At 72.7% G+C, this 16,421-nt stretch carries 12 protein-coding genes; 6 read left to right on the top strand and 6 right to left on the bottom strand.

Going from position 1 to position 16,421, the window contains the following annotated elements; all coding sequences use genetic code 11:
- Positions 1–82: 82 nt before the first annotated feature.
- The 3 genes from K7C98_RS24385 to K7C98_RS24395 all read left to right on the top strand — a co-directional run bounded on the left by K7C98_RS24385 (position 83) and on the right by K7C98_RS24395 (position 2,565).
- On the top strand, positions 83–1,588 hold the full coding sequence (locus K7C98_RS24385; RefSeq protein ID WP_224194155.1) for a c-type cytochrome: 1,506 nt from the start codon (positions 83–85) through the stop codon (positions 1,586–1,588).
- A gap of 188 nt (positions 1,589–1,776) precedes the next feature.
- The gene (gene cutA / locus K7C98_RS24390) at positions 1,777–2,109 is read left to right on the top strand and encodes a divalent-cation tolerance protein CutA (RefSeq protein ID WP_224194156.1); all 333 of its coding nucleotides are present in this window, start codon (positions 1,777–1,779) and stop codon (positions 2,107–2,109) included.
- Between the two features lie 33 nt (positions 2,110–2,142).
- Entirely contained in the window at positions 2,143–2,565 is a 423-nt protein-coding gene (locus K7C98_RS24395; protein ID WP_224194157.1) for a hypothetical protein, read from the top strand.
- Positions 2,566–2,635: 70 nt separating this feature from the next.
- Here the strand turns inward: K7C98_RS24395 and K7C98_RS24400 are convergent, their stop codons facing one another.
- From K7C98_RS24400 to K7C98_RS24420, 5 genes are all read right to left on the bottom strand, one after another.
- Complete coding sequence (locus K7C98_RS24400) at positions 2,636–5,074, bottom strand: hypothetical protein (protein WP_224194158.1); 2,439 nt, start codon at positions 5,072–5,074, stop codon at positions 2,636–2,638.
- Positions 5,075–5,079: 5 nt separating this feature from the next.
- On the bottom strand, positions 5,080–7,533 hold the full coding sequence (locus K7C98_RS24405) for an acylase (RefSeq protein WP_224194159.1): 2,454 nt from the start codon (positions 7,531–7,533) through the stop codon (positions 5,080–5,082).
- 399 nt (positions 7,534–7,932) lie between these two features.
- A complete protein-coding gene (locus K7C98_RS24410) occupies positions 7,933–8,631 on the bottom strand; it encodes a hypothetical protein (protein ID WP_224194160.1) in 699 nt (232 codons plus the stop codon).
- Complete coding sequence (locus K7C98_RS24415; protein WP_224194161.1) at positions 8,628–9,281, bottom strand: cobalamin B12-binding domain-containing protein; 654 nt, start codon at positions 9,279–9,281, stop codon at positions 8,628–8,630. The genes K7C98_RS24410 and K7C98_RS24415 overlap by 4 nt, the downstream gene beginning before the upstream one ends.
- The gene (locus K7C98_RS24420) at positions 9,278–9,892 is read right to left on the bottom strand and encodes a biliverdin-producing heme oxygenase (protein ID WP_224194162.1); all 615 of its coding nucleotides are present in this window, start codon (positions 9,890–9,892) and stop codon (positions 9,278–9,280) included. The genes K7C98_RS24415 and K7C98_RS24420 overlap by 4 nt, the downstream gene beginning before the upstream one ends.
- 123 nt (positions 9,893–10,015) lie before the next feature.
- Between K7C98_RS24420 and K7C98_RS24425 the strand changes: the two genes are divergently transcribed.
- Together K7C98_RS24425 and K7C98_RS24430 are read left to right on the top strand one after the other, a co-directional pair.
- Positions 10,016–12,010 (top strand): ATP-binding response regulator, encoded by a 1,995-nt coding sequence (locus tag K7C98_RS24425; protein WP_224194163.1) that lies wholly within the window; start codon positions 10,016–10,018, stop codon positions 12,008–12,010.
- Positions 12,007–13,554 (top strand): response regulator, encoded by a 1,548-nt coding sequence (locus tag K7C98_RS24430; protein ID WP_224194164.1) that lies wholly within the window; start codon positions 12,007–12,009, stop codon positions 13,552–13,554. Before K7C98_RS24425 ends, K7C98_RS24430 begins: the two co-directional genes overlap by 4 nt.
- 66 nt (positions 13,555–13,620) lie before the next feature.
- On the opposite strand, the gene K7C98_RS24435 is transcribed toward K7C98_RS24430, so the two are convergent.
- Positions 13,621–14,808 carry a trans-sulfuration enzyme family protein gene (locus K7C98_RS24435; protein WP_224194165.1) on the bottom strand — a complete coding sequence of 396 codons (1,188 nt, stop codon included), beginning with the start codon at positions 14,806–14,808 and terminating at the stop codon, positions 13,621–13,623.
- A gap of 148 nt (positions 14,809–14,956) precedes the next feature.
- On the opposite strand from K7C98_RS24435, the gene K7C98_RS24440 reads away from it, so the two are divergent.
- Positions 14,957–16,366 carry an STAS domain-containing protein gene (locus K7C98_RS24440; RefSeq protein WP_224194166.1) on the top strand — a complete coding sequence of 470 codons (1,410 nt, stop codon included), beginning with the start codon at positions 14,957–14,959 and terminating at the stop codon, positions 16,364–16,366.
- Positions 16,367–16,421: the final 55 nt, after the last annotated feature.

A 16,421-nucleotide genomic window follows, 5' to 3' on the forward strand; every position in this document is an offset into this window, starting at 1 on the left:
GGACGCGACCTGCCCCAAAAGACATATCTCCATGCGGCCGGTCGGCCGCCGCACATCCCCGCAGATCCGCTACGATGGAGGGATGCCCCGCTGTCTCCGCCTCGTGTTCGCGAGCGTGCTCCCCCTCGCCTGCGCCGGTTCGTCCGCCGGCACCGAGGCCACCGGCGACGCGAGCAGCGAGACCGGCGCCGCGACCACCGGCGGCGCCACGTCGACCGGCGCGACGACGGACGCGCCGACCACCGGCGCCCCGACCACTGGCGCCCCGAATGACGGCCTGCACCCGATCCCGGCCGAGCCGCAGCGCGACGGCGATCCCGAGGCCGGCTACCACGCCCTCGTCAACAATGGTTACGTCAGCTGCGGGATCCCCTGGACCGCCTATTCGCAGGTCTTCGACGACGCCCCCGAGGCGCTGCGATTGCCCGGGCGCGCCGGCAAGAACGCGACCTTGCCGTATGACAAGACCGCGTTCGTCGGCGCCGGCGGGGTCGAGCTCGTCAGCGCCAACTGCTTACAATGTCACGCCGGCGAGATCGACGGCGAGCTCGTCGTCGGCCTCGGCAACACCACCGCCGACTTCACCGTCAAGGTCGGCGGCACGGCGGCGCTCGCCGATCTGTTCCTCACCGAAGCGGACGAGAAGGCCGAGCTGCAGCGCTTCGTCGACCGCCTCGCCGCCGTCGAGCCCTACACCCAGATGCTCACGGTCGGCGTCAACCCGGCCGACAACATCGCCGCCGTGCTGTTCTCGCACCGCGACCCCGACACCTTCGAATGGTTCGACCCGCCGCTGCTCGACCTCCCGCCCGTCGTCGTCACGCCGGTCGACGTCCCGCCGTGGTGGCACATGAAGAAGAAGCACGCGATGTTCTATGTCGCCGCCGGCCGGGGCGACCACGCGCGCACGATGATGGCCGCGGCGACGCTGTGCACCGACGACATCGACGAGGCGCGGGCGATCGACGCCTACTTCCCGGACATCCGCGCCTACATCCTGACGCTCGAGCCGCCGGCCTACCCGTTCGCCATCGACGCCGAGCTCGCGGCCGCCGGCTCCCACGTGTTCGCCGCCACCTGCGCCGGCTGTCACGGCACCTACGGCGCCGAGGACACCTATCCGAACCTGCTCGTCGACCTCGACGTGATCGGCACCGACGCCGCGCTCGCCACCGAGGCCTCGCAATTCGCCGGCCGCTACCTCGACTGGTTCAATAAGGGGTTCTACGGCGAGGTCTCGCGGCTCGAGCCGCAGAGCGGCTACGTGGCGCCGCCGCTCGACGGGATCTGGGCGACGGCGCCGTATCTGCACAACGGCTCGGTGCCGACAGTCGCCGCGATGCTCGACAGCACGTCGCGCCCGACGTACTGGACGCGCTCCTACGAATCGACCGACTACGACTCCGCGGCCCTGGGTTGGAAGCACGAGGCGCTCGACCACGGCCACGAAGGCGAACCCTCGGCCGAGGTGCGCAAGAAGATCTACGACACGACGCAGCCCGGCTACGGCAACGGCGGCCACACCTTCGGCGACGGGCTCGACGCGAGCGAGCGGCTGGCGGTGATCGAGTATCTGAAGACGCTGTGAGCCTGGCTCCTGCCTGCCGCTGGACTTGCCCCGCCGGCCGGCGGACACTGCTCTCCCCGAAGCACGCGTCCAGCTCGCCGATGAATTCGTCCGCCACGATCAGCCCCGCTTCCGGCCCCGCCGACATCGCGGCCGGACCGCGACGCGGCCGGACGGGCGCATCACCCGGAATGCGGTACCCTCGACCCGTGCACGGCGACTCCCCCGACCTCCAGGTGATCCTCATGACCTGTCCTCCCGACCAGGCCGAGAAGATCCTCCTCGCGCTGCTCGAGCGCCGGCTCGTCGGCTGCGGCAACATCATCCCGCTGGTGCGCTCGCGCTACTGGTGGGACGGCCAGATCTGCAGCGACGACGAGGCCCTCGTCGTCATGGAGACCACGCGCGATCGCCTCGACGCCCTTTATTCCGCGATCCCCGAGGTCCACCCGTACTCGGTGCCCAAGGTCGTCGCCCTCCAGCCGAGCGCCTGCGGCGAGCCCTACGTGCAGTGGCTGCGCGCGGTGACGCGACCAGCGTGAGCGCGACGGCGCCAGGACCTCGCCCGCGCCCGCATGTCTCTGCTGTTTGCCATCGTCGCCGTCCTCCAGGACCTGCTGGTCCAGGTGTTCGCCGTGCTTGCGACCGGCGGCGTGGTCGCCGGCATCGTCCGCGGCCTGACGACCGACGACCTTCCAGGCTACCTCGTGTGCCTCGCCGTCGCCGTCGCCGGCCACTGGATCCTCGTGCGACGGATCCGCGCCGGACACCGCACGATCCACGTCGCGCGAGCCGGCAGCGCCGAGGTCGGCACCCGATCGCCCGGGCACTTCGTCAGCGACGTCCTCCTCATCCTCGCCCTGTCGGCGCTGCTCGCCGCCATGCAAGGGCCCGCCTGGGGCACTGCCGAGCGCGCCGGCGCCGTCTCGATGCTCGTCGCCTGCCTCGCTCTCTCCGGTCTGCGTGTGCTCCTCGCGCGAGCGGGCCACGCGGACTGACAGCAGCAGCTCTCAGGACAGGTCTCGTAGGACCTGTCCTCGAAGACAGATGCCGCAGGTGAACCGTGGCTCACGCCCGCGCGCGCGCCAGCTGGCGCGCGCAGGCGACGAGGGCCAGGTAGCAGCCTGCGCCGACGGCCATCGTCGTCGAGATCCCCCACGTCATGGATGTCCCGAGGGCCAGGCCGCTGGCGCACACGCCGAACGCCCCGTTGATGCCCCACAGCCAGGGTGTGACCGCGTGGCCGCCGGCGCGTTCGACCAGGCGGAGGCCGAGCGGGAAGCAGATGCCCATGCCGAGGGCGGGCGGGGCGATGAGCGCGATCGACAGCAGCACGCGCACGGACGTGTCGGCGCTGGCGAAGCCCTCGGTGACCGGGCCGGTGGCGACGCGGGCGGCGACCACCAGCAGCGCCGGGATCAGCGGGAACAGCCACGCTGCTGCGCCGCCGCGTTCGACGTTCAGCTTGCCGCTGAGCAGGCTCCCCACGCCGGCGGCGAGGATGATGCCGCCGAGCACCACCGCGAGCGACAGCGTCGGGTGGCCGACGAACACCCCCACCTGGGACAGCAGCGCGATCTCGACGAACATGAAGCCGAGGCCGATCAGCGCGAAGTAGGCCAGCGCCGCCGCCAGGGTCGCGGGGGCCAGGCCCGTGCGCGACGCCTGCTTCGGCCCCTCCGCCGTCGCCGGCGAGCGGCCGAGCAGCGGCCCGAGCAGCGCGGCCAGCGTCAGCAGCAGGCTCACCAGCGTCGCGTACACCAGCGTCTGCGTCGCCTGCAGGTTGCCGAGGAAGCCGAGGTCGAGGTCGCTGACCTCCTCCTGTCCTTCGAGCCATGTCCCGGGCTTCAGCATGTTGAAGAAGAACGGGCGGTCGTCGGTCGGCGGCGTGAGGTCGAGGGTCTGGCGCTCGGCCCACTGCCACAGCGCCGCGCGCTCGTCGATCGCGCCGAGCTCGGCGAGGAGCGGCTGGGCCGGCAGGCGGCGCGGCGTGAGCACCATGTTGAAGCCGAGGCGGACCGCCTCGCGCTGCATCGCGTCGAGGTCGGCGGCGGAGAACGGCGACGGCGAGACCAGCAGCGTCGCCACGCTCTCGGCCTGCAGCAGCAGCAGGTGCGCGCGCGGCTTGTCGACGCCGAGCTGCCACAGCGCCTCCATCGCCAGCGCCAGCATTCGCGCGGTCTCGCCGGGCGACTCCTTCTTGTACCAGCGCGACACCGTGAACACCCCCTCGGGGGCCAGGCGGCGCAGGAACACCAGCCAGCCCTCGACGGTGTACAGCCCGTTCTCCGACAGGCTGTAGGCGCCGGCGCCGGTCGACGCCCAGGTGTCGATGAGCGACATCGTGATCACCTGGTACTGCCGGCGGTCGCGCGAGAAGAAGCTGCGCGCCTCGTCGGTGTGCAGCTCGACGCCCGGGCGCGCGGCGACGGTCGAGAAGTCGGCCATCGTGCGCCGGTGCAGGTCGACGATCGCCGCGTTGAGCTCGACCCCGACCACCGGCGAGTGGCCGCTGCGCAGCGCCGCCAGCACGTCGCGGCCGCCGCCGACGCCGATGACCGCCGCCGGCCCGCTCGGGCGCAGCCGGTGCGCGAACGTGCTGAGGTCCCAGTCGAGGTAGGCGTGGTCCGAAGCTGCCCCTTCGGCCATCAGCGTCGCCGCCGCGCCGTCGATCTTGAGCACCCGCTGCTGGATCGGCAGCCGCGCCTCGGGCGGCATGTTGCGCCCCGGCGCCCACAGGTACGGCGGCAGCGCGATCTGGTTCGACACCGTGACCCGCGAGTGCGTGTTCCAGGCCACGTGCATGAACTCGCGCGGGTCCTCGCGCACGCCCTTGACCCACGCCGGGCGCAGCGGCGGCGCGTCGGCGGCGGCGTTGATCCCGGCGAACGCCAGCAGCGCCAGCGCCAGCGCCCCACATGTCCCGAGAGACCTGCGCCTTTCACCAGGGTCTTCGTCACATGTCGCAAAGGCCAGGGCGCCGAGCGCCGCGATCGCGCCGACCACCAGCACCGCGCTGGCGGCGTCGACCGCGTCGAGCAGCGGGATCACGAGCCCGCAGCCGGCCGCCGCGCCGAGCAGGTCGCAGCCGTAGGCGCGCCCGGCCGGCAGGCCCATGCGGGTCAGCGCCAGCGTCAGCGCCACCCCGGCGGCCGCGAACGGGACCGCCAGCGCCGCGCCGAAGCCGAGCAGGGCGAAGAAGCCCATCAGGTCGGTGACCGGCAGGAGCGGCCCCGACATCGCCCACGCGACCGCCAGCGGCGCCAGGGCGGCGAACGCGGCCGAGCTGCGGGCGAGCCGGCGGGCCAGCACCGCCTGTCCGAACAGACCTGGCCGCATGAACACGTAGATCGCGCCCGCGGTCATGCCGAGCATCGCCAGGGCGATGACGAAGAACGACAGGTGGTACCACGCGATCACGCTGGTGATCCGCGTCAGCAAGATCTCGAGCGCGAGCCCGGAGCCCGCGACGAGGGCGATCCCCGCGTACAGGAAGAACGAGCGCATCCCGCTCATCCGCCCTCGACCACGGTCTCTCGCAGGTTGGCGTCGGCGGCGATGTCGGCCTCGCGGAACAGCAGCGGCCGCCACTCCTTGCGCGAGAACAGCTCGGTCTGGTCGCGGAAGTGCGGCGAGCGCGGGTCCTCCGACTGCGAGTAGGTCAAGAACGCCTCGCCGCGCGGGCCCTCGGGCAGGAACTCGACCGCCATCACGAAGCTCGAGCCGTAGTTGATCACGTAGCCGCGCTCGGTCAGCCCGGCGGTGCCGGCGATCGACGGCGGCCGCGGCACCTTCGGCAGCAGCGTCGAGTTGAGGCCGCCGTCGTAGCCGACCACGTTGGCGATGCCCTCCTTGGCGAACCCGCCGTGCACCCCGATCTCGACGCTCCCGCGCGGCGCTCGCTGCAGCTGCTTGAGCGGGGCCGACAGCGGCACGCCGGCCTCGGCCAGGTGCCGGGCCGCCTCGCCGAGCGCGACCAGGGCCCCGTCGGCCTGCCCCTCCGCCGGCGCGATCAGGGTGTGCGGCGTGCCGATCGGATCGTCGGGGTCGAACGGCACGTGGAACAGCGAGCCGCGGTCGAGCACCGCGCCGCCGCTGTAGGCCGCCAGGTACTCGCGGAACAGCACCGCGCCGACGCTGTCGGGGTTGAAGCGGCGGTCCCACGCGCCGAGGATCCCGCACACCGTGCGCAGGTCGACCTTGGAGCCGTCGACGTCGACGACCGGGTGGGCCCCGCAGCGCGCCAGCAGATCGTCGAGGACGAGGTCGGCGGTGAGCGAGTGGTTGCCCTGGATCGCCGCCTGGATCTCCGCCAGCGTGAACGTCCCGTCGTCGCCGGCCGCCGCGTAGCGCGGGTCGTTCTGCAGCAGCATCGCGTTGATCCGCGTGCGCGGCGACTGCGGCGCGCGCTCGGAGCCGTGCAGCGGCGAGAAGCCCTCGAGCGGCGCGGCCGGGTTGGCCAGCCAGTACGAGTCGTTGGCGTTGAACACGAAGTCGCGGCGGTCGAGCTGCGGCACGCCCGCGAACGGCACCAGCCCCGGCGCGCGCGCGTCGCCGCTGTCGACCCATTCGTAGGTCGAGTCGCTGCCGTCGAGCACCACGAGCCCGCCCTGTTGATAGAGGAGCCCGGTCAGGAAGTCGTCCTCGATCGCCGCCTGCCAGCCGGCGATCGCCTCGTCGGACAATTGCGGGGTCGCCGAGGCGTCGGCGTACCAGGCGTTGCCCGCCTTGTCGGCCGCCATGGTGTTGACCCAAGGGATGCCCTGCACCGTCTGGAACACCGCCTTGAACTCGTCGAGGGTCTTCGCCCGGTCCATGCCGAGGAACTGCTCGATGAGCCGCGGGTTGTCGATGTTGGCGTCGCGGTAGGTCAGCGCGATGTCGGTCGACCAGCCGATCGGGTCGACGTTGAGCATCGGCCCGTAATGGCTGTAGTACATCGTGCGGGTCACCGTCCCGCCGTCCGCGACCTCGACCTCGAAGGTCTTCTTGGTCATCGGCCGGGATGTCCCGTCGTACAGGTACGCGGTCGGGTCGCTGGGGTCGAGCGCGAGCTTGTAGAACGTGAAGCGGTTGCCCGACGAGAACGTGTGCGTCCACGCGACGGCGTCGTTGAAGCCGATCAGCACCCCGGGCACGCCCATCAGGCCGACCCCGTAGATGTTGACCTCGCCCGGCACCGTCAGGTGGCTCTCCCACAGCTTGAGCTCGCCGGTCCACGGGAAGTGCGGGTTGGCCACGACCATGCCGCCGCCGCCGGTCGTCTTGTCGGCGCCGAGGGCCCAGCCGTTGCTGCCGAAGCCGCCGCTCGTCAACGTCCCGAGGCCCCGCAGCGGCCCGCCGGGCATCGTCAGCGGCGCCCCGGGCGGCTGCGCCGTGCCGATGTAGCTCGCCAATTGATTGCTGCTGCCGAGCAGCCCGAGGTCGACGTAGTAGCGCACCAGGTCGAGCGCCTCGATCTCCTTCACCCACGGCGCCCCCGCGCAGTCGGCCGGCAGCTCGCCCGGCGGCGTGTCGCGCAGGTACTGGTTGTAGCCGGCCGCGTAGCCCTCGATCGCCACCTTCACGTCGGCCGGCGTCGCGTCCCACATCCGCTGCGCCCGCTGCTCCACCTCGAGCGCGAGGTAGGTGAAGTCGCTGGTCAGGTGCGCGTCGCCGTCGCCGCGGCCGAAGTACTTGGCCCGCTCGGCCCGGACCTTGACGATCTGGTCGGCCAGCGTGCACACGTGATCCTGCGCGAACGCGTACGCCTGGCCGAACAGCACGCTGCCGAGGTCGTCGGCCTGGACGTGGGCGACGCCGTAGCTGGTGCGCCGGATCGTCGCGCGATAGGCCGGCTCGCCGGTGGTCCCGCTCGTCCCGGTCTCTCCGGTCGAGCTCGCTGTGTCGGTGTCCGTGGACGTGGCGGTGGACGAACCGCAGGCGAACAGCGGGGCGAGCGCGAGGACGGCGAACTTGCGCAACATCGCCCGCCAGGCTAACGCGCCGCCGCCGAGCCGCGCAAGCGCGCCGCCTTCGCCGGACCGGTCGCACGACCGCGACGCCGCGGACGATCGCGGCGGGTCCCGGGGCCGCGAGCAGCACCTCGTCCCCCGCGACGATCGCTGGCCCGGCTTCGCGGCGGCTCCGCGGGGTCTGCGCGATTTCGTGCATGTCCCCGTGCCCCTGCTCTCGTGCCCCGCCGCACGGCTGCGCCGATCCGCCGGGCGCCGGCGCTTCCCGGACAGCCCGGGCTCGCTGCCCCCCCTCGCCCGGGCGGCAGGCGGCGTGGTTCGCCTCGCCGAACAAGCTCCGAGGACATGTCCTCCAGGAAATGTGACAAAAAACATGTCTGAACAGACATGTCCCTTGAACATTCCCGCGAGTCAGCCCGACGCGGCCGCCAGCGCCGGCCCGAGCAGCCCGGCGATCGCCGCCCGGCTCTCGGGGAGCTCCTGCTCGAGCGCCGCGCGCACGGCCGCGAGCCGCGCGACCAGCCGCTCGCGCGCCATCCCCCGGCGCGTGTGGAACCCGGCCAGCCACGCCACGTGGTTGGCCAGCACCGCCGGCGACGCGAGGGCCAGCGCGTCGGCGCAGTACGACACCAGCGCGTCGAGCTCGGCGACCACCGGCGCGTCGGCGTCCGCCAGCGTCGCCGCCGCCGCGCGCACGACCGCCTCCGCGCGCAGCTGCACCGCGCGCGCGAGACCGTCCGGGTACGTCAAGGCCGCTGTCGCGGCCCGCAGCAGATCGACGGCGGCCTGCCGGTCCGGCCACGGCTCCTCGGCGATGGCGGCGGCCAGGCGCTCGAAGTTCTCGGCGAGGTGGCGCGTGCACATCCCGCGGGTCGTCAGCACCTGCTGCAGCCAGCGCGCGTAGTTCTCGAGCACGGCGGGGTCGCCGAGCGCCAGCGCCTGCTGCAGGTACTGCACGTGGAAGCGGCCATCCTGGCGGCCGTGCGTGTCGGCGCGCCGGTCGAAGCGCTCGTGCCAGAACGGGTCGACGTACATCTCGGCGAGCACGCGCTCGCTGAGGCGCGCGCCGGCGGCCTCGAGCTGCTCGACGAGCGCGGCGTGCCGGCTCACGACGCCACCCCCGCGAGGCGGCGGGCGGTCGCCACCTGCTCCGCCGGGCTGCTGCCCGCCTCGGCCACGTCGAGCTCGCGCGCGAGCCCCGGCGACCAGCGGATCGCGTGCCCGCCGATGAACAGCGGCCGCTCGCCGGCCCCGCGGACCCCCACGACCGCGGCGCGCAGCGCCGGCAGGTTGAAGCTCATCGTCACCGACAAACCGATCAGGTCCGGCTGCTCGGCCTGGACCTCGCCGACGAGCTCGTCGGTCGGCACGTTGGCCCCGAGGTAGCGCACCTCGAAGCCGTCGAGCTCGAGCACGTCGGCGACCAGACGCGCCGGCAGCTCGTGCAGCTCGCCCTCGACGCACGCCAGCAGCACCCGCTTGCCGAGCGCCGGCCTCGGCGTGGCGCGCTCGAACAGCGCCGCCAGCGAGAGCTGCGAGATCGCCGTCGCCAGGTGCTCCTGCGCGATGCTGACGCGATTGAGCTGCCACAGCCGGCCGATCTCGTCCTGCGCCGCGCGGACGACGTGGTCCTGCAGCTCCTCGACCCGCGCCCCGGCCCCGAGCCCGTCCTCGAGCAACAGGCGCACGGCTTCGCGGCGGTCGCCCGCGAGCTGGGCCCGCAAGTAACACTCGCGCAGCCGCGCCAGCGCCGGCGTCACGACGCCTCCCGCAGCGCCGCGCCGGCTGCTCGCGTCTGCGCGGCCAGCCAGTCGATGAGCCGCGCGAACGTCTCGCGCGCGCCGGCCACCGCCTCGGCCTCGGCCTCCGGCGTGACGAGCACCCGCTCGACCACGGCCGCGAAGGCGCGCCAGCAGGCCCCCGTCTGCGCGCCGTAGCCCGCCAAAAAAGCGGTCGCGCGCCCGCGCAGCGGAGCGAGCTGCGGCGGCAGCTTGGCGAGGATGTAGCGCCCGCCGAGCGTCGCGCCCTCGAGCACGTAGGCGACGCCGAGCGCGCGCGGCAGCGTGGTCACCGGCGGCACCGCGACGCACGGGGGGAGCGCCCCGGGGTCCTCACCCAGGGCCCGGAGATCGGCCACGAGCAGCGGCGACTTGCGCCGCCGGGCAGGATCGAAACCGGCGCGGCGCAGCCCCTCGTGGCCCGCCAGCGCATCCTCGAGCGGTGCGTGATAGCCGAACATCGCCGCGAGGTAGCGGCGGTAGTCGGTCAGCGTCGCGTCGGCGTCGAGGATCCGCACGTGGAGCTCCGCCTCTTGATGGAGCTCCGCCGTACCGTCCTTGAGCCGACGAAGTGGTCCGTGACCCGCGATCACGACGGCACCGTGTCCCGGGTGGCGCGATCGGTCAAGGCGCGGGTGATTTACCTGACATGTTTCATCGAGGGTCGACGCGAGCACGAGTATCGGCCACACAGGGGGAGAGCCGCCGCTCACCGTATGCACCCAATTCCCGCCACCATCGGAGCTGCGTTCGACGCACTCAGCCGCGAGCTCGCGCTGCTCGTCGCGCGCGACGGGCGGATCGAGTGGGTCGACGCGCGAGCGGAGCGGCACGGGCTCGCGCCCGCGAGCGACCTCGGCGTCGCGGTGGTCCCCGGCTGCGAGGACAAGCTGACCGACCTGCTGCGGCGGGCGGCCGACGAGCCGGTGAGCGCGTGGGAGCTCCCGCTGGTGCTCGCCGGCAAGCCGGCCACCGTCTCGTTCGCGGCCCAGCCGGTCGACGGCCGCATCGCCCTGCTCGGCAGCCTCCTGCCGCAGGACTACGCCGACTCGATCCGCGAGGCCGACCGCGCCGTCCACGAGATCGTCACGCTCAACCGCCAGCTCGCGCGGCAAAAAGTTCGCCTCGAGGAGTCGAACAGCGCCATCAAGGCGCTGCACGCCGAGCTCGAGCAACACGCCGATCGCCTGCGCGCCTCGGCCGAGATCAAGGGTCGGCTGGTCGCCGGCGTCAGCCACGAGTTCCGCACCCCGCTGCACTCGATCCTCGGCCTCTCGCGGCTCCTGCTGTCCGGCTCCGACGGCCCGCTCAACGACGAACAGCAGACCCAGGTCGCGTTCATCCGCGACTCCGCGGAGGAGCTGTCGCGCATGATAAACGACATGCTCGACCTCTCGCGCCTCGACGCCGGCAACGCCCCGATCCGGGCCGCCCGCTTCGACCTGCGCGACTTCTGGTCGGCGCTGCGCGGGACGATGCGGCCGCTGCTGCGCGACGACGGCGCCGTCGCGCTGGTGTTCGAGCCGGCGCCCGACGTCGAGCTCGAGACCGACCAGGGCAAGCTGGCCCAGATCCTCCGCAACCTGATCGCCAACGCGCTCAAGTTCACCGAGCGCGGCGCGGTCCGCGTCAGCGCCGCCGTCGCCGGCGACGAGCTCCGCGTCGTCGTCGAGGACAGCGGCATCGGCATCGCCGCCGCCGACCAGGCGCGGATCTTCGAGGAGTTCGTGCAGCTCGACGGCGCCCTGCAGCGGCGCGCCGGCGGCACCGGCCTCGGGCTCCCGCTCGCCAGGAAGCTCGCCGAGGCGCTCGGCGGGCGCATCGAGCTCGACAGCCGCCCCGGCGTCGGCTCGACCTTCACCCTCGGCGTGCCGCTCGAGCACGCCGAGATCGGCGCCTTCCGCAGGCTCGAGGTCGCCGCGCAGACCCCCGATCCGTCGCGCGCGCCGGTGCTGGTGGTCGAGGACGATCGCAGCGCCGTGTTCGTCTACGAGCGCTACCTGGCGATGGCGGGCTTTCAGGTGCTGCCCGCCCGCACCACCGAGGACGCCCGCACGCTCCTCCAGCAGGTGCGCCCCTCGGCGATCCTGCTCGACGTCATGCTCGAGCGCGAGGACACCTGGGCCTTCCTCGCCGACATCAAGCGCGCCCCGGCGACGCGGGACATCCCGGTGCTGGTGTGCACGGTGATGAACCGCGAGTCGCGGGCCCGGGCGCTCGGCGCCGACGAGTTCTGGCTCAAGCCGGTCGACGAGGACAAGCTGATCCGCAAGCTGCAGCTGCTCGCGGCCGGACGCGGCGCCAAGGTCCTGGTCGTCGACGACGAGCCCGCGGCCCGCTACCTCATCAAGAAGTTCCTCGAGGCCACGCCCTACGCGCTGCTCGAGGCCGCCGACGGCCTCACGGGCGTCCAGCTGGCGCGCAGCGAGCGGCCCGACGTCATCCTCCTCGACTTCTTGCTCGAGAACATGACCGCGTTCGACGTCATCGATCAACTCAAGGCCGACCCGCGCACGCGGTCGATCCCGGTCATCATCGTCACTTCGCACGCGCTGCCGGTCGAGGAGCGGCGGCGGCTGGCCGAGAACACCGAGGCCATCCTGTCCAAGGAGCACCTGTCGCGCGAGCTGGCGATCAACCGGATCCGCGACGCGCTCCGGCGCGCCGGCATCCGCGAGCGGCCGCCCGGCAGCGAGCGAGGTGGAACATGAGGGAGGCCCGAAAGCCCATGGTCCTCAACGTCAACGATCACGTGGCCAACCGCTACATGGTCTCCAAGATGCTCAAGAACGCGGGCATGCAGGTCTCCGAGGCCTCGACCGGGCGTGAGGCCATGGCCCTCGCCGCCGACCCCGCGAGCAAGCCCGACCTCATCGTCCTCGATGTCCGCCTGCCCGACATCAGCGGCTTCGAGGTCTGCCGCCGGCTCAAGGCCGACCCGCGGACGAAGGACATCAAGATCCTCCACACCTCGGCGACCTTCGTCACCTCGGACAACCGCGTCGAGGGCGTCGAGGCCGGGGCCGACGGCTACCTCACCCAGCCCTTCGAGCCGCAGGACCTGATCGCCAGCGTGCGCGCGCTGCTCCGCCTCCACGAGGCCGAGGCCACCCTGGTCGCCCGCAACGACCTGCTCGTCGAGGCCGACCGGCGCAAGGACGAGTTTTTGGCCATGCTCGCCCACGAGCTGCGCAACCCGCTGGCCGCGCTCCACATGGGCCTGCCGGTGCTCGACCGCTTCCCCCCGCACGACGAGCTCGAGCAGCAGACGCGCGACATCATGCGCCGGCAGCTGACGCTGCTCGCCCGCCTCGTCGACGACCTCCTCGACGTCTCGCGCGTGACCCGCGGCCGCATCGAGCTGCACCGCGAGCCGATGGACCTCGGCAAGCTCGTCGCGCGCGTGGTCGAGACCATGCGCCAGCGGGTCGCCGAGCCGCGCCAGCAGCAGCTCCGCCTCGACCTGCCGCCGGGCCCCGTGCCGGTGTTCGCCGACAGCGGGCGCATCGAGCAGGTGTTGACCAACCTGCTCGACAACGCCAGCAAGTACTCCGACCCCGGCACCGCGATCGACGTCCGGCTCGGCGCCCACGGCGGCCACGCCGAGCTGGTCGTGCGCGACCACGGCATCGGCATCGACGCCGGCACCTTGCCGACGATCTTCGACCTGTTCGCCCAGGCGACCCGCTCGCTCGACCGCTCGCACGGCGGGCTCGGGATCGGGCTGACGCTGGCGAAGGGGCTGATCGACCTGCACGGCGGCACGATCGCCGCCGCGTCCGCCGGCCTCGGGCTCGGCACCGAGCTGCGGATCCGCCTGCCCCTCCAAGCCCACGGCGAGCTCGTCGCGGCGCCCGTGAAGGAGGAGCCGGCCGCCCCCGGGCGGCGCAAGATCCTCGTCGTCGACGACAACGAGGACGGCCGCAAGATGCTGCGCAAGCTGTGCGAACTGCACGGCCACGAGGTCTCCGAGGCCGCCGACGGCCTCGAGGCCGTCTGCCGCGCCCTCGCCGATCGCCCCGACGTCGCCTTCGTCGACATCGGCCTGCCCGGCATCGACGGCTACGAGGTCGCTCGTCGCGTCCGCGCCCAGCTCGACGACCGCTCGCCGCTGCTGATCGCCCTGTCCGGCTACGGCTCGCCCGAGCACCGCGACCGCGCCCACGAGGCCGGCTTCGACGAGCACATCATCAAGCCGATCAAGCTCGCCAACCTGCGCCGGATCGTCGGCGCCGCCCAGCCCAAGGCGGAATGAAGGGACATGCCCCTCGGGGCATGTCTCTTCGCACCGGGCCGTTCGGACAGGTCCTTGCGGACAGCCTCAGACGCGCAGCGCCTGGTCGAGGTCCGCCAGCAGGTCCTCGACGTCCTCGACCCCGACGGCCAGGCGGACCAGGTTGTCGCGGATCCCGACCTCGGCCCGCTCGGCCGAGGACAGCTCGTAGAACGACATCAGCGCCGGCTGCTCGATCAGGCTCTCGACCCCGCCGAGCGACGGGCCGATCTGCGGCAGCTTGCAGGCGTCGATGAAGCGCGACGTGCGGTCGAGGTCGCCGCGGACGAGGAAGCTGACCACCCCGCCGAACCCGCGCATCTGCTCGCGCGCGACCGTGTGGTCGGGGTGCGACGCCAGGCCCGGGTAGTACACCCGCTCGATCTCCGGGTGCCCCTCGAGGAAGCCGGCGATCCGCAGCGCGCTCGCGTTCTGGCGCTCGACGCGGAGCGCCAGCGTCTTGAGCCCGCGGTGCAGCAGGTACGCGCTGTGGCCGTCGAGCACCCCGCCGAGCATCCCGCGGAGGTCGCGGATCGCCCCGACCACGCCCGCGTCGCCGCACACGGCCCCGGCCAGCAGGTCGTTGTGTCCGCCGAGGTACTTGGTGCCCGCGTGCAGCACGAGGTCGGCGCCGCGCTGCAGCGGCTGCAGGTTGACCGGCGTGGCGAAGGTCGCGTCGATCACGACCTTGAGGCCCGACCCGCGGTGCTGGGCCTTGATCGCCGCCAGGCGATCGAGGTCGGCCACGCGCAGATACGGGTTGGTCGGCGACTCGCCGAGCACCACCCGCGTCTTGCCCGGCACGATCGCGCCTGTCAGCCCCTCGTAGTCGCCCGGCTCGACCAGCGTCGCCTCGACCCCGAACTTGCGCAGGAGCCCCGTCACGAACTGGCGCGTCCGCCGGTAGCCGTCGGCCGTCAGCACCACGTGCTGGCCGGCGCGCAGCAACGCGAACAGCGTCGTCGAGATCGCCGCCATCCCGCTGCTGAACAGCGCGCAGTCCTCCGCCCCCTCGAGCGCCGCCAGCTTGCGCTCCACCGCCGCCACCGACGGGTTGCCGTAGCGCCCGTACTCCTCGCGCTGGATCCGTCCCTCGAAGTGATCCCGCAGCTCTTGCGTGTCGCGGAACGTGTAGGTCGCCGTGCACGCGATCGGTGGCACGATCGCGCTGTCGGGGTTCGGGCGGCGCTCGCCGGCGTGGACGGCGAGCGTGGAGAGGCGGGTCCGGCCGGTCACGAAGGGCACCGTCGCGCATTGGATCTCCGGGCGCAACGCGCGGAATCGAGCGCGGAGGTCACGTCGGCGTCTTCCTGGCCGACGCGGGCGCCGGCGAGGCCCTGCCCGGTCCATCCCGTCGGCCGTTACCCTTGTGCGCCTTCGCCGTATGACCCCCGCCGATGCCCGTCCCGCCGTCGAGCTCTCGACATCGACCGCCCATATCCTCGCCACCGCGTTCACCGGCCTCGCCGAGGCCCGCAGCGAGGTCGACCTGCTGAACGCCGTGCTGGTCTATTTGCGCCCGCTCGGCCCGTTCGCCGCCGACCTCCTCCTCACCACCGAGTTCGCGGACAACGTCCCCACCCACGCTCGCATCGTCGCCCACTGGTCCGAGGCGCAGCCGCTCGAAGCCTGCCCGCGGGACACCGACATCGACCTCGGCTCGCACCTCTCGATCTCCCGGCTCTGGTACGACCAGAGCGCGCCGGTCCTGCTCGAGGACATCGCCGCCGACCCGCGCTGCGACGACGGCTATCGCCGCCACATGGCCGCCATCGACGTCGCCGCCCAGGCCATGCTGCCGCTGCACAGCGAGGCCGTCGGGCGGGTGATCGGCGTCGTCGTGCTCCACTTCCACGCCCCGCGGCGGTTCACCAGCGAGGAGCAATATGTCCTGAAGACCCTGTCCTGCGGGCTAGCCTCGTTCCTCGCCAGCCGCCGCCTGCTGGCCGAGCGCGAGGAGTCGCTGCAGCAGGCCGAGCGCCAGCGCCGGATGCTGCAGGCCGTGATCGAGAACCTCCCGATCGGCGTCTATCTGGCCGAGGCCGGCACGCACAAGCCGCTGCTGGCCAACCGGATCGGCGTCGAGACCCTCGCCCAGAAGCGCGTCGAGCCCGACGGCAAGGTCTACTACGAGGCCTACACGATCTACCGCCAGGGCACCACCGATCCGCTGCCCTTCACCGAGCTCCCGCTCTACCAGACCCTCTCGACCGGCGAGCCGCGCAGCGGCGTCGTCGACGTCGTCAGCAAGGAGGGTCGCGGCATCGTCACGCTCGAGCTGTCGGCCGCGCCGGTGCGCGACGACGGCGGCACCATGTTCGCGGCCGTGGTCGTGTACCTCGACGTCACCGAGCGCAACCGCCTCGAGGCCGAGCGCACGCAGATCCGCGACGAGCTGATCCGGACCCAGGCGCAGGCGCTCGCCGAGCGCTCGACCCCGCTGATCCCGCTCGGCGACGACCTCGTCGCCATGCCGCTGGTCGGCGCCCTCGACGGCCCGCGCGCCGACCAGATCATCGAAGTCCTGCTGGCCGGCTGCGCCGCCCGCAAGGCCCGCTGGGCCATCCTCGACGTCACCGGCGTCCCCCACGCCGACACCGCCGTCGCCGGCGCACTCCTGCGCGCCGCCGCGGCCGTCCGCCTCCTCGGCGTCGAGCCGATCCTCACCGGCATCCGCCCCGACGTCGCCCGCGCCCTCGTCGGCCTCGACGTCGACCTCCGCGGCGTCGTCACCCTCTCCACGCTGCAGGAGGGCATCCACTACGCCGCCCGCACGCAGGGCCGCGGCCGCTGAGCCCCCGTCGCCCGACTGGCGGCTCCGGTGAATACACGGAGATGTCCCTTCAAAC

This window comes from Nannocystis pusilla, assembly GCF_020073745.1.
GTDB lineage: Bacteria > Myxococcota_A > Polyangia > Nannocystales > Nannocystaceae > Nannocystis > Nannocystis radixulma.